The organism is Sulfitobacter sp. GN1-4 (genome assembly GCF_055693825.1).
The window spans coordinates 2,179,443-2,198,599 of the sequence record NZ_JBVFUQ010000003.1; the positions used below are offsets into that span (position 1 = coordinate 2,179,443).

The window sequence follows — 19,157 nt, forward strand, 5'->3', positions numbered from 1 at the left end:
CGCATCGGTGTCGAAGGTAGCGTTGGTGATCAGGTCGCCCGGCGCACCATCGCCTTCAATCGTGTCATCGCCGCCACCGCCGATGATGGTGTCATCGCCGCCGCCACCATCGATGCTATCGTCGCCTTCGCCGCCGTCGATGCTGTCGTTGTTCGCGCCGCCATCAATGGTATCGCGCGCGGCACCCCCTTCGATGGTGTCATTGCCTGCGCCACCGATTAAGATATCGCCATAATGGTCAGACTCGGCGGTGTTGGTGAAGCCCGATGAAATCCTGTCATCGCCCCCCCGCCATCCAGCATGTCAACATCTTGGGTGCCATAGTCGTAGCCACCAGACAGCGTATCGTTACCCGCGCCGCCGGTGAAATTTTGCACGCCATTGGCCCCGACCATAAGGTCGTCGCCGTCACCGCCATCGGCCACAGCACCATGCGACCAGCCCGATCCATCACCACGGGAGTCGGCGGTTATGGTATCATTACCATCGCCCGCGTACACGGTGTCCTCGTATCCCATCGTGATGGAGTCATCCCCGTCACCCGCATCGACAACGTCTGTCCAGCTGTCACCAAAAACAACGTCATCGCTTACGTCGATGGTGTCGTCGCCCGCGCCGCCGATGATGCTGTCTTTGCCCGCGCCGCCGGTGATAGTGTCATCGCCCGAGCCGCCGGTGATGGTGTCATCGCCATCCAAGCCGTCGATGTTTAGCCCGCTTGTGCTGGCCGACCCGTCAACTGCGTCATCCTGATCCGTCAGGATAATCTTCTCAATTTCAGAGAACTGGATGATATTGCCATTGCCGTCGGACACAACGCCGGACTCGTCGCCGGTGTAGGTCACCGTGACCCCATCACCCAGCGCACTCAGGTCAAGCACGTCGATATCCGACCCATCGGTATCCTCACCGCCAAAGACACTGTCGTTGCCAAAGCCGTCTTCGACGATGATCGTGTCATCACCGCCGCCGGCATAGATCGTGTCGTCGCCGGTGCCGCCTTTCAGCACGTCGTCGCCCTCAGAGAAGGTGGCCGACACATCGCCAGACATGGTCAACGGATGGTTGCCGGTTTGGTCAGTAAAGGTGGCGGAATTCGGGTCAGCAACCCAGTTCGCAATCAGGTTCGCGTCGGAGATGTCAGCCACCGGAGCATGGACGGTGTCCGCGACCTCGGCCGGAGTGCGCACATCGTCGTAAAGGCGCGCGCCATAGATCGTGCCTTCGAACGCGTGCGGATGAAAGTGACTGCCGTCGGCGTTTTGGTCCTGCGCCAAAGCAAAGGTGCCGCCCTGCGCAATCTCAGCGCCCTGAAAATGCGTGCCGGAGTAGGCGCTGGCCCCGTCAACATAGACCTCAAGCGCGCCGGTGGCACTGTCCCAAGTCACGGCTAGAGTATGAATATCACCGTCAAACAAACTGGTTGCTGGAATGCCCGTATCAACATGACCGCCCGCGCCGTTTGTGTCGATCATCACCCGGATATTGCCAGCGTCTACATCGACAACGAAATCGTTGCCTTGCGGATCATCGCCGGTATAGGAGGCAAGTGCGGTCGGGAAATCCTGGCTGTCGGATGCAAAGGTAAGCTCGTACGTCAGGCTTGTCGTTGGCGCATCGGCCATCGCAGCGGTTTGTGCCGCCCCGTCGCTGCCTGTCTCGTTAAACGTCACCCCCGCCAGATCGCCCAGCAGCAGGTCATCACCCGCGCCGCCGTCCAGCTCATCATCGTCGGTGCCGCCCATCAGCGTGTCGTTGCCGTCACCGCCCTCCAGCGTGTCATTGCCTTGGGTCGCGATCAGCCTGTCATCGCCCGCGCCGCCTACAAGCAGATCATCGCCCGCAGAGTTCATCAGCGTGTCGTCGCCATCGCCACCATAGGCCTCGTCATTGCCTTGGCCGGTTTTGATGAAATCGTCGCCGTCGCCGCCTTCGATCACGTCGTCCCCATCACCGCCAAGCAAGACATCATTGCCCTGATCGCCATAGATAAGATCGTCGCCGTCGCCGCCGTAGATCGTGTCAGTGCCGCCACCACCCAGCAGCGTGTCGGTGCCATCGGACCAGGTGGACCCGACGTCGCCCGACGTCTCCATCGCGTGGTTGCCAGTCTGATCCGAGAAGGTCGCACTGTCAGGGTCAGCAACCCAGTTCGCAATCAGGTTCGCGTCGGAGATGTCAGCCACCGGAGCATGGACGGTGTCCGCGACCTCGGCCGGAGTGCGTACATCGTCGTAAAGGCGCGCGCCATAGATCGTGCCCTCAAAGATCTGGTTCGCTAAGAATCCGCCACCAACGCTGTCTTGCTCTTGCCCGAGCGTAAAAGTCCCGCCCTGATCGAGGGTTTCACCTGTTGCATAAGTTCCTGCGTAAACACTTGTTCCATCAGCGAAGATTTCGAACGCGCCGGATGCGCTGTCCCACGTAAACGCCAGGGTGTGAATATTACCATCAAACAAGGCAGAGGGATCATAACCGGATCCACCGCCAAGCGCGTCACCCATGGTAAATTGGATTTGTCCCGACTGAATGAAAAAATGGAGCTCGTTGTCATCACCCGGGGTTGCGTATGAGGCAAGCGTGATAAGGTCGTGACCGGACAGGGCACTGATGTCAGCGGTGCTGGAGAACGTCAGTTCATAGGTCAGCGCAGTCGTCGGGAAATCCGTGATGTTGGACGCGAGGCCAACCCCGTCGCTGCCCGTCTCGTTAAACGTCACACCCGCCAGATCGCCCAGCAGCAGGTCATCGCCTGCGCCGCCGTCCAGCTCATCATCGTCGGTGCCGCCCATCAGCGTGTCGTTGCCGTCACCGCCCTCCAGCGTGTCGTTGCCTTGGGTCGCGACAATCAGATCATCACCCGCGCCGCCCACAAGCAGATCATCGCCCGCAGAGTTCATCAGCGTGTCGTCGCCATCGCCACCATAAGCCTCGTCATCGCCTTGACCGGTCTTGATGAAATCGTCGCCGTCACCGCCTTCGATCACGTCGTCCCCATCGCCGCCGAACAAGACATCATCGCCCTGATCGCCAAAGATCAGATCGTCGCCCGCGCCGCCGTCGATGGTGTCATCGTCCTCAAACAGTGCCGTTGGCACCAGATAGATGGCGTCGAGGTCCACATCGAAAGAGCTGGCACCCTGCGTATGGGTAAAGCGCACCGTCACGTCGCCGTCACCGGTAAAGGTAAAGCTGGGCGATTGATCTGAGTTATCTAGCATGGAGATTTCTTGATCGACCAAAACCGCGCCACTCGCCGCGATCACCTCGATCCGAACAGCGCCAGTACCCGAGCCACCATTTCTGACCGAAAAACCAAGCGTATAGCTGTCATTGCCCGGCAAGCTGACAACCTGGCTGAGGGTAGAGCCAGTGGTGACACCTCCTGCGCCCATGGCATAGAACTGATCGCCCTCTGTCTCTCTGCCCGAAATAACGACGACGCTGCTATTGTCTGCGGTGCCCCCTTTGGTCCACCCCGTAGGAACGTATCCGTACCCGGCCACATCATCGTCGTCCTCAAAAGACCCGTTGGCGATCAGGTTTGCGTCTTCGACGGCGGTATAGGTCAGCTCTCCCTCTGTGCCGCCGGTGATATGGTCATTGCCACCGCCGCCGGTGATCGTATCCGACCCCAGCCCGCCCGCGATGTCGTCCCAGGCGGTGCCGCCTTCGATGGTGTCATTGCCGGTGCCACCGTCCATGATGTCGCCACTGTTCAACGCCGTTGTGCCGGTAAACCCGGATTGGATCAGATCATCGCCCGCGCCGCCGTCAAGGGTGTCGGGGTTGCTTGTCCCATAGTCACTCCCGCCGGTCAGGGTGTCATTACCCTCTTCGCCATAAAGCGCCTGGCTGGAGTTTGCACCGTCAAGAACATCATCGCCCTCACCGCCATGCGCAGTGTAGGCATTCGAGAACCCGCTGCGAAAGATGTCATCGCCATCCCCGCCCTGACCGACGTCGCCGCTTTGCAGGTAGATGTCAGAGCCGTCGTCGCTGGCAAAGCGAAGCGTGTCGGCATCCGGAGAAACAAGCGTAATCTCATCTGTCTCTGGGTAGGTTATCCCATATTCCGCCCCGTCAAAGACGAGCGCCTCAACGTCGCTCACGTATGTTTTTGTACCGTCCGGCGCGGTAACAATCGCCCCGCCCGCGTTATCGGACCGGATCTCGTGATCCTCAAAAGGTCCGTCAAAGACGACCGCTTCAACACCGTCCCCACCCACGATGTCGTCCAGATAGGCCAGCTGCGTGCTGCCCCCCAAAGTGGCATCTACCCCTGTTGTCCCGGGCTCTCCTACGGTGAAGGTCGTGGCCCCATCACTCAGCGTGATCCGTGCGGTGGTCTTGTCTACGGACACCGTGTAATCACTTGTCAACGCGGTGAAATCCAACACATGGCCTGGCGCGGATGCATCGATGCCCGCCCAGAAATTCGGATCGTTCCAATTGGATGTGGTAACTGTGAAATCCATGCGCAAAACCCATTCGTGACATCGAGAAAGACACCAACTGCGGATAAAGCACGTTGGCGACAGGACAGACGGTCCGTATTCTCCCGGTGCCGCGGTGGTACTGCGCGGGCAATCGCCTGCGTCACCATCCCAGGATTTCTCCTGCGATCGGTTAATTGCGGGCAGGTTTTTAGATACTCTATTTTACGAATTTGACGAAAAGTGCCACCACGGGGCGCTGTCGGTCAGTCACAATCCCGAAAAAGCCGCATCAGATCTTTGACCCAATCCATAGGCCAACCAGCATCATGGGCAAAAAGATCAACGTCCCCGGTGCCACCAGCAACAGCGCAGACCAAGCCGGTCCGGGGCAGAACCCTCCGATGCCCCATCCCACACCAAAAAGCGCCGCACCGCCCAGCAGGCGCGCGTCAATCCGGGCTTGCGTCGGCAAAGCAAACCCCTGCGCCAGCTTCGGGGCAGGGGCCCGCCACACCCATCTGTATCCGATGAACGTCACAACAGAGGCACCGCCCATCACAAACGCAAGGCTCGGATCCCAGGTGCCCGCCACATCCAGAAAGTTCAGAACCTTCGCGGGGTCCGTCATGCCAGAAACGATAAGACCAATGCCGAAAAGCAACCCGGCAAAAAGACCAAAGAGAATATGCATCGGTCCGCCCCCTATATCACGTGCCGAAGGACGAAAACGGTGATCCCCGCCGTCGCCATAAAGGTGAGCACTGCCGCCAAAGACCGCGGGGACAGCCGCGCCAGACCACACACCCCATGACCCGATGTGCAGCCAGACCCCAGTTTGACCCCGATCCCGACGATGATGCCTGCCAGCGCCATCCCGATCCAAGAGCTAGGGACCGTCTGGCTGACAGCCGCGCCCGTCGCAGCCCCGTAGAGAAGCGGTGCCAGGATAAGCCCTGCCAAAAAGGCGATGCGCCAGCCTATATCCGCGCGCGGCCCCGCGCCAGTTGCACCGGCCAGTACACCAAAGGTGATCCCGGATATCCCCGCGATCCGACCAAAGAGCCACATGACCATCACGGCGCTTAATCCAATCAAAACGCCCCCCGTCAGGGACATTAGGGGGGTAAAGGGGGTGAGAGTGCTTAGCTCCATCGTGCGTTCCTTCCAGCCGGTTTCATGCTTTTTGACCGCGCTGGAGCCGGAAGTTCAAGAGCAAGGGGGGAGAGCTGTGGGTATTATTGCCACCGCGTGCCCAAGTGAGTGCACCGAACACCACGTTGGTTTGAATGTTCGAAAGATCGGCAGACTGCACAGGAGAGCGCCGCGGCCCCGTCACCTATTGCTACGGTCCTAAGACTTCAATCAGCGGGTTATTTTAACAAATCATTTCAATTTGGCACGCCAGCTCAACTTCACCAATTTCGTGCTTTTCTTTTGAAAATTCAAACTTATGCTCCCCGCTATTGATTTATTAATTTAAGCGCCGCTTGGCGCATGAGCGTAGGTTATTTAAAGTGTTTGACGTATCTATCATTACAAAACTGTACCTTGGTTATTTTGGACGTGCACCCGACCCCGAAGGCTATGATTTTTGGCTCGACGTGTTCAACAGCGGCTTTCCAGTGCCAGCCATCGCCGAGGATTTCGCCACCCAACCCGAGACGCTGGCGCTTTATCCAGAGCTGGCGACAGGTGCGACACCCGATTACCAATCCCTGCTGACATCGGTTTACGAAAACCTCTTTGACCGGCTTCCAGACGCAGAAGGGCTGGCCTTTTGGCTCGATGTGCTGGCCAGTGGACGGTCTGTTGGGGGCATCATCCTGGACATCATTGAGGGTGCCACAGGCGATGACATCGCGATCTTGGCCAGTAAATTCGACGTTGCAGAGACGTGGTTGGGCCTTGCGCAGGAAGAACCTGAATTTGAACTGACGCTGGAGGCGATTGCCGCATCCAGGACGGCCATCGACGCCGCCAACCAGCCCGGCTCAGAGCAACAACAGCAAGAGCTGACCGAGCAGTTTTTCAACGATCCCGGACAAATTGAGGTCGTGCAGTTTGTCAGCGGTTTTCAAGGCGACGAAGACAACAGCGCCCCCATACGGGTTGCACAATTTACCATTACTGATGACGGGCTGGGCACAAACACCGTCTCAATCGCTGGCCAGAACGCCGGTTTGTTTGAAATCATCGGCAATGAGGTCTTTCTGACAGCAGGTGCCGATCTGTCATCCGTAACCGGCGGCGCGCTCACTGTCCGGCTTGAGCTGGATGACCCGACCATTGCGGGCGGACCTGAAAGTTCGGCTGATATCTCCGTCTCTGTCAGGTCCCAAGAACCGGACACGCCTGTTGCCACGCCGACGCCTGTTCTGCCAGCAAATCAGGCACCAGCCGTCACCTTGGTCAGCAGCGTCGCGGCCCTGGCCGAGGATGCAGATACGACATCGCGCACCAAAGTGGCAGACATCGTGGTCAGCGACGACGGTTTGGGGTCGGAGACTCTGGGGCTGACAGGCGACGATGCCGCAGTTTTTGAAATTGACGGCACCGAGCTTTTCCTGAAGGCCGATACGGCGTTGGATTTTGAAACCCAAACGGCCCTTAACGTGACGGTCACGGTTGATGATGTCACGGTCGGGACGTCACCGGATGATACTGCTGACCTGCAAATCACCATCACAGATGTGATCAATGAGGCCCCTGTGTTCACTTCCGCTGCAACCGCCAATGCGGTGGAAAACAGGCTTACCGCCTACACAGCCACGGCCACAGACGAGGATAGCCCAGCGGTCAGCTATGCCATCGCAGGCGGTGCAGATGCGGCCCTTTTTAGCATCAATGCCACGACAGGAGCAGTGTATTTCAAAAACGTGCCAGATTTTGAAACGCGGATCGACGCCGGGGCTGACGGCACCTACGATATTGAGATCTCGGCCTCTGACGGTGTGAACACCACAACGCGGCAGGTGGCGATCACGGTTACGGATGAATTGGATTGGACAAATGCCGACCGCAGTTTCGGCTTTGTGCTGAACGGTAAAAATCAGCATGATTATTTGGGTTATTCCGTTTCCAACGCAGGCGATGTGAATGGCGATGGGGTGGAGGACATCCTTGTTAGTGCATTCGGTGAGAAGTTAGGCGGCTTCTATTCAACTGGTGTAACCTATGTCGTGTTTGGCAAAGTGACATCCACCTCAGGCGCCTTTGCACCCTCTTTTGATATTGAAACGCTGGATGGCACGAATGGGTTTGCCCTGCAGGGAATTGATAGCGGAGATCTGTCCGGCAGGTCAGTCGCCAACGCAGGCGACGTGAACGGCGATGGCCTGGATGACATCGTTATTGGAGCACCGCGCAGCAACCCGAATGGAAACACCTTTTCAGGCGAAACCTATGTCATATTTGGCAAAGACACCGCCAATGAGGGCGGATTTGCATCCTCTATTGACCTTGAAACACTCGATGGCACCAATGGCTTTGCCGTGACTGGCGAACAACGAGGACAGTCTGGTGCCGCAGTCTCAAGCGCAGGGGACGTGAACGGGGATGGGGTGGATGACATCATTATCGCGGAACCTGAAAGCTTTTCATCCGGATTCCTAAATGAGTTTGGCGCAACCTATGTCGTATTCGGTAAGGACACCGAAGTGGCAGGGGACTTTGCAGCCTCACTCTCACTGCACACGCTTGATGGCACCACGGGCTTTGGCGTGAAGGGTCTGACTGTGGGTGATGCCTTGGGCACTTCGGTGTCCTCAGCAGGAGATCTGAACGGCGACGGGATCGATGACATCCTCATCAGCACGTACTCAGGCGACCCGATCGGGAGATCGAACGCAGGCGAAACCTTTGTGGTCTTTGGCAAAGACACGGCGAGTGGTGACAGCTTTGCGCCCTGGTTCGATTTATCGACACTTGATGGCACCAATGGTTTTGTCCTGAATGGGGTAAGACCTGCGGATCGTTCAGGCAGCTCTGTCGCCCATGCGGGCGACATCAACGGCGACGGTGTGGATGACATCATAATCGGCGCGCGAAATGCCGATGTTGGTGATAACTTTCGTGGGGGGGAGAGGCCTATGTTTTATTTGGCAAGAATACGAACCTGTCTGGTGCGTTTGCAGCCTCCATCGATCTTGACACGCTAGACGGCAGTTCCGGGTTTGCCCTGAAGGCCGACGATGCGTTTGGGACGTTGGGCACGTCGGTTGCCAATGCAGGGGACGTGAACGGCGATGGCGTGGACGACATCCTGATCGGGGACGATCTGGCAGCTGCGGACGGCCAGGGTTCAAGCGGTAAGACCTATCTGGTTTTCGGCAAGGATACAGGGGTTGCAGGAGATTTTGCAGCCTCCATTGATCTGGACACGCTTGATGGTACCACAGGCTATGTGTTCGACGGCACAGGCAGTGGCGATAATTCGGGTAGATCCGTCTCAGGTGCCGGAGATTTGAATGGAGATGGCTTAGATGACATCCTCATCGGGGCCTACTCGGCTAAAAACGACGAGGGAGTTAGCGTTGGTGCAAGCTATGTCGTCTTTGGCGGTGATTTATCTCTAGCCCTTTTTGATTTTGCGGATGGCCTCCAGGATGGCGAGATTAATCTTTCAGGAATAAGAAACGATCCAAACTCAGCGCTACGAGACATCCCAGTGGGTGAATTTGGCTTCATCTTGCGCGGTGTGGATAATGGGGATCAATCTGGTTCAATTATCGCGAGCGCTGGCGACATAAACGGCGACGGCGTGGATGACATCCTGGTGGGGGCACACCAAGCCGACCCTGACGGTAAGGACCGTGCGGGCGAAACATATGTGGTCTTTGGCAAAGACACTTCTGCTGCTGGCGAATTTGCGACCGCCATTGACCTTGAAACGCTCGACGGTTCAACAGGTTTTGTCCTTAAAGGCGTGAGCGCATCTGATTTTGCAGGGTTCTCTATCGCAAGTGCGGGGGATTTGAACGGAGATGGGGTGGATGATATCCTCATCGGCGCACCGTACGCCCGTGCGAATGACCAAAGGCAAGCCGGTGAGACCTATGTCATATTCGGCAAGGACACGGCGACAGCGGGCGGATTTGCAGCCTCCATTGACCTTGGTGCACTGGACGGCACGGATGGATTTGTCCTGAACGGCGCAAATGCTCGCGGTTCCTCTGGCTATTCTGTCGCTGGCGCTGGGGACATTAACGGTGATGGGGTGGATGACGTCGTGATCGGGGCGCCAACCGCCGACCTGAATGGTACCTTTAATGTTGGACAAACCTATGTTCTGTTTGGCAAAAAGACGGCGAACAACGGTGGCTTTGCAGCGTCCATTGACCTTGACACGCTCGATGGCACCACCGGATTTGTCCTGAACGGCCCAGATGAAAACTACTCAGCTGGGTCTTCTGTCTCCGCCGCCGGTGATGTGAACGGTGACGGCGTTGATGATTTCCTCATCGGGGCATTCATTGCCAGAGCGAATGGGGTCATCGGCACCGGTGAAAGCTATGTCGTGTTTGGAAAGGACACGGCGGCAGACGGCAACTTTGCCGCGTCCATAGACCTTTCAACCCTCGACGGGACCACAGGATTCGCCATTCCCGGCATAACCGACGCTGGCCAATTGGGCGTTTCCGTTTCAAACGCGGGCGACGTAAACGGGGACGGTATCGACGATATCATTGTCGGGGCCGGCTTAGCCAGCAGCGCTCTTGGCTGGCAAACGGGCGCTGCTTACGTCGTATTTGGGAAAGATACAGCCACGGCGGGTGACTTTGACCCCAGCTTCGATCTGACAACATTGGATGGGACCAACGGTTTCCAGCTTCAGGGCTTAAACCCATCTGACCGACTGGGCCAAATCGTTTCGGGTGCCGGGGATGTAAATGGGGACGGGTTGGCCGACATCCTGGTTTCCGCCCAGAGGGGCGATCCGAACGGGATCACCGACGCGGGCGAAGTCTATCTTATCTTCGGCAAGGAGACAGCGACGGCAGGTGGTTTTGATGCCACCATCGATCTTACAGCATTCGATGGCACCAACGGCTATGTCTTTAACGGCAGTGGTACGGGCGACGCCGCCGGTTTTGGTACCGCAGGGGCGGGGGATGTGAACGGGGATGGCGTAAATGACATCCTCATCGGGGCAAGCCAGGCTGACCCCGGTGGTGAGGACGCCGCAGGCGCAAGCTATGTTGTGCTGGGGGGCGAAGACAAGCTTGCGCTGTTTGATGCATCTGACGGTGCCACAGACGGTCAGATTAACCTGCTGTTGCTGCAGGACATTGACCCACTGATGTTCTGAGCGGGCAGCGGCGCGGGCAGGGTGGTTGCTAAGTCTATATTGGCCGAAAAAAGAGAAATTGTGATCAATTTCAATTAATTACGCTAACTTCTTGCAACATCACTTGAAGCTACCGCATTGCCGACTCTGACCTTCGCCTGCGCCTCCCCCGCCAAAAGGCTGCGTTTCTGTGCCGTTATCACCTCATTGCGTCAATGATAGGGATTGCGTCCTGACTTGGAAGCCGTAGCTTGATGCCTACATACATAAGTAAGCGTTGAGCCGCGAAAGGACCGATCATGCACGCCTTGTTCCGCGCACCGATGTTGGTGTTCTCTTTCATCGCCCTTTTGGCCATGGTCTTGCCATCGCAACCGCTCCGGGCCACTGAGACAGAGAAGCTGGAAGCGTTTTTGGAAGTCACGGGCTTTGACGTCGCCCTGGAAAGCATCCGGCTGTCCGCCGATTCCGCCCCGCAGATGCTGGGCCTGCAAGCGGATGACTTCGGGTCTGAGTGGAAGCGTCTGGTGTCAGAGGTGTTTAAGACCGCGTTGATGCACGATATGGCCATGCAAATCCTGGGCCGTGCGCTGGAGGATGATCTGTTAACCCATGCCGCTGATTTTTACGCCACTGATCTGGGCCAACGGCTGGTCACGGCGGAAAACGCGTCCCACATGAAAGAAGACGACGCGCTGAAATCCGAAAGCGGGGAGGCGATTATCGCAGGGCTGGTGCGGATTGGCTCGCCGCGGGTGGAAATCCTCAAGCGACTGACTGAGGCCAGCGATGTCGAAGACAGCTCCATCCGGGCCATTCAAGAAGTTCAGGTACGGTTTTTGATGGCAGCAGCGGGCGCTGGGGTGATTGAGTTGCAGATGGATGAGCCTGACCTGCGCGAGGCCTTAAAGCGCCAAGAGGGCGACATGCGTACCTCAATCAAGGCCAATGCGCTGGCAAACTCTGCCTATACCTATCAGGCTTTTTCCGATGATGAGATGGCGGCCTATGCCGACGCGCTGGCCCATCCGAAGATGCAAAAGGTCTATGCCCTGATGAACGCTGTGCAGTATGAAATCATGGCCAACCGGTTTGAAGAAGTGGCCGCTCGGCTGTCCTCCATGCAGCCCAGTCAGGATCTATGATGCGCCGCGCAGTGTTTCTGGCCCCGGTTTTCGTTGCGCTCACCAGCGTCATGGCCTGGGCGGACGCGCGGTTGAGCGTGTTGGTCGATGTACTGCGCCTGCCAGAGGCGGCGCAGATCCTCAGCGATGAAGGCATTGGCCAAGCTCAAGATCTTAACACTGAGATGTTGGGCGGGCAGGGCGGGGCAGGCTGGCAACAACAAGTGGCCCAGATCTATGCGCCTGCACTGATGGTTGAACTGGTCCGGGCGGAATTGGCGCAAGAACTTGAAGGCGAAGAGCTGGAGCAGGTGATCGCCTTTTTTGCCAGTGATCTGGGCGACAAAATCGTATCGCTCGAAAACACGGCGCGCGTCGCCATTCAGGAACCCGACGTAGAAGACGCCGCCCGCGCGCGCCATGCAGAGCTGGAGGCGGCGGGGGATGATCCGCGTCTGGCCCAGATCGCAGCCTATATCGACAGCGGGGACATGATCAGCCGCAATGTGATGAGTGCCATCAACTCCAACTTCCAATTCCTGCGCGGCCTTGCAGACGGCGGTGCGCTTGAGATGACCGAAGAAGAGATGCTGGCCGATGCCGCTGGCGATCTTGAAGCAACAACCCAGGACACCACCGGTTGGCTTTTTAGTTTTCTGTTGCTGGCCTATCACCCGCTCAGCGATGAAGAGCTGGACCTCTACCTGGCATTTTCTGAAACCTCTGCGGGGCAGGCGTTGAACACCGCTCTGTTCAACGGCTTTGGCAAGGCCTATGAGGATATTTCCTATGCTCTGGGCCGCGCCGTGGCGTTGAACATGAACGTCCAGGAACTTTAGCGCCGAAAACCCAGGTTTCGCGCTTGACTTGTGCGTCCAATCCATCAATAAGCCCGCATCCCGGCGGACATGTCTGCTTCGGGACCATTTTTAATGACGCCCTAAGGGCGCGCTGTTCGAGGTGGATCTGGCATAGGGCCAATCCGAAACACCCATCCGGGGGCCAAAGAACGCGGCAATGTGAAGGAAGACGCGATGTTTGCGGTCATCAAGACTGGCGGTAAGCAATATAAGGTAGCCTCCGGCGATATGCTGCGGGTGGAACGTATTGCAGCAAGCGCTGGCGAAAAAGTTCAATTCAACGACGTGCTGATGCTGGGTGGTGACAAGCCACAGGTGGGCGCGCCTCTGATCGACGATGCTGCGGTTCAGGCCGAAGTGGTCGATCAGATCAAAGGCGAAAAGACCATCAACTTCGTCAAGCGCCGTCGTAAGCACTCCTCCAAGCGGACCAAGGGCCACCGTCAGAAGCTGACATTGGTCAAGATCACCGACATCCTGGCAACAGGTGCGGGCAAGTCCAAGGTGATGGCAGCGGTTGGCACGGGTTCCGTATCCGCAGCGGCAGTGGCAGCGCTGTCCGGTGCGACAGCAGAAGCGGCCAAGCCTGCAAAAGCAGCCAAGCCTGCCAAGGCGGAGAAAAAAGCTGAGCCAAAGGCCGAAGCGCCTAAGGCCGAGAAGAAAGCAGCGCCCAAGAAGGAAGCTGCAGCAGCGGATGCTTCCGGTGCGGACGATCTGAAAGAGCTGTCTGGCGTTGGCCCAGCCCTAGAGAAGAAGCTGCACGCCGCTGGCGTGACAACCTTCGCTCAGATCGCAGCATGGACTGAGGAAGACGTAGCTGCTATGGACGAGAAACTGTCTTTCAAAGGCCGGATCGAGCGTGAAGGCTGGATCGAACAGGCCAAAGAAAAATCTAAAGGCTAAGGAGAGAGCACATGGCACATAAAAAAGCAGGCGGCTCATCCCGTAACGGACGCGACTCAGCGGGTCGTCGTCTTGGCGTAAAGAAATACGGCGGCGAAGCTGTGATCCCTGGCAACATCATCGTGCGTCAGCGCGGCACCAAGTTTTGGCCTGGTGAAGGTGTTGGCATGGGCAAAGACCACACAATCTTTGCAACAGCCGACGGTGCAGTTCAGTTCCACAAGGGCCTGAAAAACCGCACGTTCATTTCCGTCATGCCGGTGGCCGAGGCCGCAGAGTAAGCCGTACCCGAAAAGGTTTTTAAAAATTCAGGGGATCGGCGGAAACGCCGGTCCCTTTCTCGTTTTCACAGGAGGCTTGCATGCCTCAGACACTTCAAACTGAGCGATTGACGCTCCGCGCCCCGCGCATGTCGGATGCGGCCGACATTGTGCGGGCCGTGAACGATGTCGAAGTGACACGCTGGCTGTCGCAGGTGCCCTTTCCTTACGCGATGCAGGATGCCGAAGCCTTTATCGCGCGGCAAACCTCAGGCCAGACGTTTATGATGTGCCGCGATGATACGGTCATCGGCTGCATCGGAACCGTTGGCGAATTTGGCTACTGGCTGGGTCGGCCTCATTGGGGGCAGGGCCTGATGTCTGAGGCAGCTGAGGTGGTTCTGGATTGGCATTTTGGCGCACAAGACACCGCCTTGGAAAGCGGCCATGCCGTTGGCAACACGCGTTCGCGGCAGGTCTTGCTAAAGATGGGTTTCGCGGACACTGCGGTCGTTGACCGCGCGCACAAGATCACGGGTGAAGTGCGCCGCCAGCAAAAGATGGCGCTCACGGCTGAGCGCTGGAGGGCACGGCAATGAGCGTCGCAATCGCCTCCTTCGCCATCTTCGCAGCCTCTCAGGTCGGCACGCCGGGGCCTGCCAATATGGCGCTTATGGCCACGGGCGCGCGCTTTGGCTTTCGCGCGGCACTGCCTTTTGTTGCGGGTGTGGCCCTGGGCAAACAGCTGATCATCTGGCCCATCGGCTTTGGCCTGATGGAGCTGGCCGAAGCTGCCCCCGGTGTCTTTGCCGCGCTCAAGTATATCTCGGCCGCCTATATCATCTGGCTGGCATGGAAGGTCGCGAACCTGCGTCTGGGCACCGGCAGAGACGCCTCCGCAGCCCCCGGCTTTCTGGCCGGGCTGATTGTCCACCCCCTCAACCCCAAGGCCTGGGCGATGATCGTGGGCGGTTTCACCGCCTTTGTCGCCCCCGGCACCCCCACATGGGAGGCAACCGCCACCATCGCGGCGGTGCTCTTGGCCTGCCAAATCATCTTGCACCCCATTTGGACCCTGGCAGGGGACGCCATTGCCCGCACCGTCGCGGGCACACGGGCCGAACCCTACCTGATGTGGACATTGGCAACCCTGACCGTCGCCTCTGTCTTGTTCGTGCTATTCGGAGGAGGATAAGCACATGCAAATGCAAACCATCATCAACCAACCGGTGATCGAAACCCCTCGGTTTGATCTGCGCCCCTTGCGGCGTTCAGACCAGGGGCTGATTGAGATGTACGCCAGCGACCCCCGTGTGGCACAGAACACCACATCTATTCCCCATCCTCTGCCCCCCGGCACGATTGAGGCTTTCATCACCCGTGCCATGGCCCAAGACCGGGTGGAGGATGTCTGGGTGATGGATGGTCTGAAATCCCAGGGGGCTGAGGTGATGGGCGTGATCTCTCTCATCCGGCTGGACCGCAACCAATCTGAGGTGGGCTATTGGGTGGCCCCTGCGTTTTGGAACACGCATCTGGCTTCTGAGGCGGTGCAAGCGCTGGTCGCGGCCAACCCTTTGGGCAATGAGGCGATGTTCGCGGCGGTCCTTCATGACAACCCCGCCTCTGCCAAAGTCCTGACCAATGCGGGCTTTGTTTATCTGGGTGATGCGGAAACCTATTGTCTGGCGCGGCAGGCTGCCGTACCCACCTGGACCTATAGCCGCAAGCTCTGACAGCCCTCGAAAGGCCATCCCATGAAGTTCCTTGACCTGTGCAAAGTCTATGTCCGCTCCGGCGCGGGCGGGGGCGGCTGTATTTCGTTCCGGCGCGAAAAATACATTGAGTACGGCGGCCCCGATGGCGGGGATGGCGGCAAAGGCGGCTCGGTCTGGGTTGAAGCCGTGGACGGGTTGAACACGCTAATCGACTTTCGCTACCAGCAGCATTTCTTTGCCAAGAACGGCCAGCCCGGCATGGGCAAACAGCGCACCGGCAAGGATGGCGATGACATCGTGCTGCGCGTGCCGGTGGGAACTGAGATCCTGGACGAAGATCAGGAAACCGTGATCGCGGACATCACCGAAGTCGGCCAGCGTGTTGAGCTGGCGCGCGGCGGGAACGGGGGCTGGGGCAACCTGCACTTTAAATCTGCCACCAACCAAGCGCCACGGCGCTCCAACCCCGGTCAAGACGGGGTGGAACGGACGCTGTGGCTGCGCCTGAAGCTGATCGCGGATGTGGGCCTGCTGGGCCTGCCCAACGCGGGTAAATCCACCTTTCTGGCCGCCACCTCCAATGCGCGGCCCAAGATCGCCGATTACCCCTTTACCACGCTGCATCCCAACCTGGGCGTGGTGGGCGTGGACAATGCGGAATTTGTCGTGGCCGATATCCCCGGCCTGATCGAGGGTGCCTCTGAGGGGCGGGGGCTGGGTGATCTGTTCCTGGGCCATGTGGAGCGCTGCGCCGTTCTGCTGCACCTGGTTGACGGCACGTCGGAGACGATTGCCGAGGATTACCAGACCATCATCACAGAGCTTGAAGCCTACGGCGGCGATCTGGCCGAAAAGCCTCGGATCACCGTCTTGAACAAGATTGATGCGCTTGATGAGGAAGAGCGTGTAGAGGCCTGTAAAGAATTGGAAAATGCTGTAAGTGGCCCCGTGATGATGATGTCAGGTGTGGCCCGTGACGGCGTGACGGAAGTGCTCCGCGCCCTGCGGTCTGAGATTGATGAAGACCGGTTGCGCCAAAAACCTGTTGAGGACACAGAGCCATGGCATCCCTGACGGCAGCCAAGCGCATTGTCGTCAAAATCGGCTCTGCGCTGTTGGTGGATAAATCAAGCGGTGATCTGCGCGACGATTGGCTGCGCGCCTTGGCAAAAGATGTGCATTGGCTCAAGGGCTTAGGCTGCGATGTTGTGCTGGTGTCTTCAGGCTCCATCGCGTTGGGGCGCGGGGTTTTGGGCCTGCCGCCAACCCCCTTGGCATTGGAACAATCCCAAGCCGCCGCCGCCGTAGGCCAGATCCGGCTGGCCCGCGCCTATGAAGAGGCGCTCGCCCCCCACGGCATCACAACGGCCCAAGTGCTTGTCACGCTTGAGGACAGCGCCGACCGCCGGCGCTATCTCAACAGTCGCGCGACATTGGAGCAACTGCTCAGCCTTGGCGTGGTGCCCATCGTGAATGAGAATGACACCGTCGCCACCGATGAAATCCGCTTTGGCGACAATGACCGACTGGCCGCGCAGATTGCTGTCACCGTGGGGGCGGACCGGCTGATCCTGCTGTCTGATGTCGATGGCTTCTACTCTGCCAACCCCGCCGATGATCCTGCGGCGACGCGCTATGACGTCATCGATGCCATCACGCCCGAGATTGAGGCGATGGCCGGTGATGCCGGTTCTGGCCTAAGCAAGGGCGGCATGAAGACCAAGCTGATGGCGGCCAAGACGGCCACTGCGGCAGGCTGTGCGATGGCCATCACCGAAGGATCCGTTATGCGGCCGTTGCAAGCGTTGCAGGGTGGGGCGCAGGCCACTTGGTTTACCGCGCAGACCGACCCACAAGCCGCGCGCAAACGCTGGATCGCGGCGATGAAACCGCGCGGTGCGGTGTCGCTCGATGCGGGGGCTGTGGGCGCGCTCAAGCGGGGGAAATCGCTGCTGCCTGCGGGTGTGACACAGGTGACCGGGCCCTTTGGACGCGGCGACAGCATCGCGCTGCTTGATCCGGCGGGGCGCACCATTGGCTCCGGGCTCAGCCGCTATGCCTTTGAGGAGGCGCGCAAAATCGCAGGCCATCAAAGCGCTGAGATTGAGAATTTGCTGGGCTATCCGGGACGGGCCGCTTTGATTCACCGCGATGATATGGCACTCTCGCTCGACCCATAGGCAAACCGCACTTCACTTGATACTTTAGATAAGAGGCGCAGGCCAATGAAAGATAACGATAATATCTCCGAACTGATGGCGGACCTTGGCGCGCGCGCCAGGGCGGCGGCGGCTGTTTTGGCAAGCGCCACCGCTGAACGAAAGCACGCCGCACTGGTCAGCGCGGCTGAGGCCGTTTGGAAAAACCGCGCAGACATCCTGGAGGCCAACGCCAAGGACATGGAGTTTGGCCGGGACAAGGGTTTGTCAGATGCGATGCTGGACCGGCTAATGCTGGATGAGGCGCGCGTGCAAGGCATGGTGGACGGGCTGCGCAGCGTTGCCGAACAAGCCGATCCCGTAGGCGAGGTGATCGCCAGCTGGGAACAGCCAACGGGTCTGAGCATTGAACGCGTGCGCACGCCCTTGGGTGTCATCGGCGTGATCTATGAAAGCCGGCCCAACGTCACAGCCGATGCCGGGGCGCTGTGTTTGAAAGCGGGCAACGCGGTCATCCTGCGTGGCGGTTCTGAAAGCCTGCATTCCTCACGCGCCATTCAAGCCTGCCTGCAGCAAGGGTTGCGCGACGCTGGCCTTCCTGAGGATGCGGTACAGCTGGTGCCCACCCGTGACCGCGCCGCGGTTCAGGAAATGCTGACCATGACTGACACCATTGATGTGATCGTACCACGCGGCGGCAAGGGGCTGGTTGGACTGGTTCAGCGCGAAGCGCGGGTTCCTGTTTTTGCACACCTTGAAGGGATTGTGCACATCTATATCGATGCTGCTGCCGATCCTGAAAAAGCGCTCAAGATCGTTTTGAACGCCAAAACCCGACGCACGGGCATTTGCGGCGCGGCTGAGTGTTTGTTGATCCATGAAGACATCGCCAAGACGATCGGCCAGGGCGTTGTGCGGGCCTTGATGGACGCTGGGGTTGAGGTGCGCGGCGATGCGGCTTTGCAAGACATCGCAGGCGTCACTCCCGCCACTGAGGATGACTGGGGCAAAGAGCATCTGGACATGATCATTTCCGCCAAAACAGTGGCAAATCTGGATGAGGCCATCGACCACATCCGCAGATTTGGATCCAACCACACCGATTGCGTGATCACTGAGGACGCGGGCGTTGCCGCGGGTTTCATGAACCAGTTGGATTCCGCCATTTTGATGCACAACGCCTCGACCCAATTCGCCGACGGCGGGGAATTCGGCATGGGGGCTGAGATTGGCATCGCGACCGGCAAGATGCATGCACGCGGTCCAGTGGGCGCGGCACAGCTGACCAGTTTCAAATACCTGGTGCGCGGTGATGGCACGGTCCGCGCGTAAAGCGCGGTCTGGTGCGGGGTGAATGTGTTAGATCAACGAAGCCGTTGGAGTCGTTGATATCAAATGGCTTTTAAGT

15 protein-coding genes and 1 pseudogene are annotated in these 19,157 nt (G+C 58.7%); 12 read left to right on the forward strand and 4 right to left on the reverse strand.

From position 1 onward, the window contains the following. Window positions 1–87: 87 nt before the first annotated feature. The 4 genes and pseudogenes from ACZ1HM_RS11330 to ACZ1HM_RS11345 form a co-directional block, all read right to left on the reverse strand. Window positions 88–273, reverse strand: a pseudogene (locus tag ACZ1HM_RS11330) (hypothetical protein); the annotation flags it as partial. Beyond that, window positions 219–4,478, reverse strand: coding sequence for a hypothetical protein (locus tag ACZ1HM_RS11335; RefSeq protein ID WP_472742866.1), 4,260 nt, complete (start codon window positions 4,476–4,478; stop codon window positions 219–221). The gene ACZ1HM_RS11335 and the pseudogene ACZ1HM_RS11330, both read right to left, overlap by 55 nt. 250 nt (window positions 4,479–4,728) lie before the next feature. Next, on the reverse strand, window positions 4,729–5,130 hold the full coding sequence (locus ACZ1HM_RS11340) for a DUF6691 family protein (RefSeq protein WP_472742867.1): 402 nt from the start codon (window positions 5,128–5,130) through the stop codon (window positions 4,729–4,731). Between the two features lie 11 nt (window positions 5,131–5,141). Then, window positions 5,142–5,591 carry a YeeE/YedE family protein gene (locus tag ACZ1HM_RS11345; protein ID WP_472742868.1) on the reverse strand — a complete coding sequence of 150 codons (450 nt, stop codon included), beginning with the start codon at window positions 5,589–5,591 and terminating at the stop codon, window positions 5,142–5,144. A gap of 362 nt (window positions 5,592–5,953) precedes the next feature. Between ACZ1HM_RS11345 and ACZ1HM_RS11350 the strand changes: the two genes are divergently transcribed. The 12 genes from ACZ1HM_RS11350 (at window position 5,954) to ACZ1HM_RS11405 (ending at window position 19,081) form a co-directional block, all read left to right on the forward strand. Then, the gene (locus tag ACZ1HM_RS11350; RefSeq protein WP_472742869.1) at window positions 5,954–8,596 is read left to right on the forward strand and encodes a hypothetical protein; all 2,643 of its coding nucleotides are present in this window, start codon (window positions 5,954–5,956) and stop codon (window positions 8,594–8,596) included. A 77-nt stretch (window positions 8,597–8,673) separates the two neighbouring features. Beyond that, window positions 8,674–10,746, forward strand: a complete 2,073-nt coding sequence (locus ACZ1HM_RS11355; protein ID WP_472742870.1) for a beta strand repeat-containing protein — start codon at window positions 8,674–8,676, stop codon at window positions 10,744–10,746. A gap of 278 nt (window positions 10,747–11,024) precedes the next feature. After that, window positions 11,025–11,870 carry a DUF2059 domain-containing protein gene (locus tag ACZ1HM_RS11360; RefSeq protein ID WP_472742871.1) on the forward strand — a complete coding sequence of 282 codons (846 nt, stop codon included), beginning with the start codon at window positions 11,025–11,027 and terminating at the stop codon, window positions 11,868–11,870. Beyond that, window positions 11,870–12,688, forward strand: a complete 819-nt coding sequence (locus tag ACZ1HM_RS11365; protein WP_472742872.1) for a DUF2059 domain-containing protein — start codon at window positions 11,870–11,872, stop codon at window positions 12,686–12,688. The genes ACZ1HM_RS11360 and ACZ1HM_RS11365 overlap by 1 nt, the downstream gene beginning before the upstream one ends. 195 nt (window positions 12,689–12,883) lie before the next feature. Continuing rightward, window positions 12,884–13,612, forward strand: a complete 729-nt coding sequence (locus ACZ1HM_RS11370; RefSeq protein WP_472742873.1) for a 50S ribosomal protein L21 — start codon at window positions 12,884–12,886, stop codon at window positions 13,610–13,612. Window positions 13,613–13,623: 11 nt separating this feature from the next. Next, complete coding sequence (rpmA, locus tag ACZ1HM_RS11375) at window positions 13,624–13,893, forward strand: 50S ribosomal protein L27 (RefSeq protein ID WP_472742874.1); 270 nt, start codon at window positions 13,624–13,626, stop codon at window positions 13,891–13,893. An 80-nt stretch (window positions 13,894–13,973) separates the two neighbouring features. Then, a complete protein-coding gene (locus tag ACZ1HM_RS11380) occupies window positions 13,974–14,471 on the forward strand; it encodes a GNAT family N-acetyltransferase (protein WP_472742875.1) in 498 nt (165 codons plus the stop codon). Then, window positions 14,468–15,067, forward strand: coding sequence for a LysE family translocator (locus ACZ1HM_RS11385; RefSeq protein WP_472742876.1), 600 nt, complete (start codon window positions 14,468–14,470; stop codon window positions 15,065–15,067). Before ACZ1HM_RS11380 ends, ACZ1HM_RS11385 begins: the two co-directional genes overlap by 4 nt. Before the next feature lie 4 nt (window positions 15,068–15,071). Then, a complete protein-coding gene (locus tag ACZ1HM_RS11390) occupies window positions 15,072–15,608 on the forward strand; it encodes a GNAT family N-acetyltransferase (RefSeq protein WP_472742877.1) in 537 nt (178 codons plus the stop codon). A gap of 21 nt (window positions 15,609–15,629) precedes the next feature. After that, the gene (gene obgE, locus ACZ1HM_RS11395; protein WP_472742878.1) at window positions 15,630–16,664 is read left to right on the forward strand and encodes a GTPase ObgE; all 1,035 of its coding nucleotides are present in this window, start codon (window positions 15,630–15,632) and stop codon (window positions 16,662–16,664) included. After that, window positions 16,652–17,770 (forward strand): glutamate 5-kinase, encoded by a 1,119-nt coding sequence (gene proB, locus ACZ1HM_RS11400; protein ID WP_472742879.1) that lies wholly within the window; start codon window positions 16,652–16,654, stop codon window positions 17,768–17,770. The genes obgE and proB overlap by 13 nt, the downstream gene beginning before the upstream one ends. A gap of 45 nt (window positions 17,771–17,815) precedes the next feature. Next, entirely contained in the window at window positions 17,816–19,081 is a 1,266-nt protein-coding gene (locus tag ACZ1HM_RS11405) for a glutamate-5-semialdehyde dehydrogenase (protein ID WP_472742880.1), read from the forward strand. Window positions 19,082–19,157 lie beyond the last annotated feature (76 nt).

Bases quoted from the DNA above. Each gene is read 5' to 3' on its own strand.
- ACZ1HM_RS11335 (WP_472742866.1), bottom strand. From the start codon at position 4,478: ATGGATTTCACAGTTACCACATCCAATTGGAACGATCCGAATTTCTGG.
- ACZ1HM_RS11340 (WP_472742867.1), bottom strand. From the start codon at position 5,130: ATGCATATTCTCTTTGGTCTTTTTGCCGGGTTGCTTTTCGGCATTGGT.
- ACZ1HM_RS11345 (WP_472742868.1), bottom strand. From the start codon at position 5,591: ATGGAGCTAAGCACTCTCACCCCCTTTACCCCCCTAATGTCCCTGACG.
- ACZ1HM_RS11360 (WP_472742871.1), top strand. From the start codon at position 11,025: ATGCACGCCTTGTTCCGCGCACCGATGTTGGTGTTCTCTTTCATCGCC.
- ACZ1HM_RS11365 (WP_472742872.1), top strand. From the start codon at position 11,870: ATGCGCCGCGCAGTGTTTCTGGCCCCGGTTTTCGTTGCGCTCACCAGC.
- ACZ1HM_RS11370 (WP_472742873.1), top strand. From the start codon at position 12,884: ATGTTTGCGGTCATCAAGACTGGCGGTAAGCAATATAAGGTAGCCTCC.
- rpmA (WP_472742874.1), top strand. From the start codon at position 13,624: ATGGCACATAAAAAAGCAGGCGGCTCATCCCGTAACGGACGCGACTCA.
- ACZ1HM_RS11380 (WP_472742875.1), top strand. From the start codon at position 13,974: ATGCCTCAGACACTTCAAACTGAGCGATTGACGCTCCGCGCCCCGCGC.
- ACZ1HM_RS11385 (WP_472742876.1), top strand. From the start codon at position 14,468: ATGAGCGTCGCAATCGCCTCCTTCGCCATCTTCGCAGCCTCTCAGGTC.
- ACZ1HM_RS11390 (WP_472742877.1), top strand. From the start codon at position 15,072: ATGCAAATGCAAACCATCATCAACCAACCGGTGATCGAAACCCCTCGG.
- obgE (WP_472742878.1), top strand. From the start codon at position 15,630: ATGAAGTTCCTTGACCTGTGCAAAGTCTATGTCCGCTCCGGCGCGGGC.
- proB (WP_472742879.1), top strand. From the start codon at position 16,652: ATGGCATCCCTGACGGCAGCCAAGCGCATTGTCGTCAAAATCGGCTCT.
- ACZ1HM_RS11405 (WP_472742880.1), top strand. From the start codon at position 17,816: ATGAAAGATAACGATAATATCTCCGAACTGATGGCGGACCTTGGCGCG.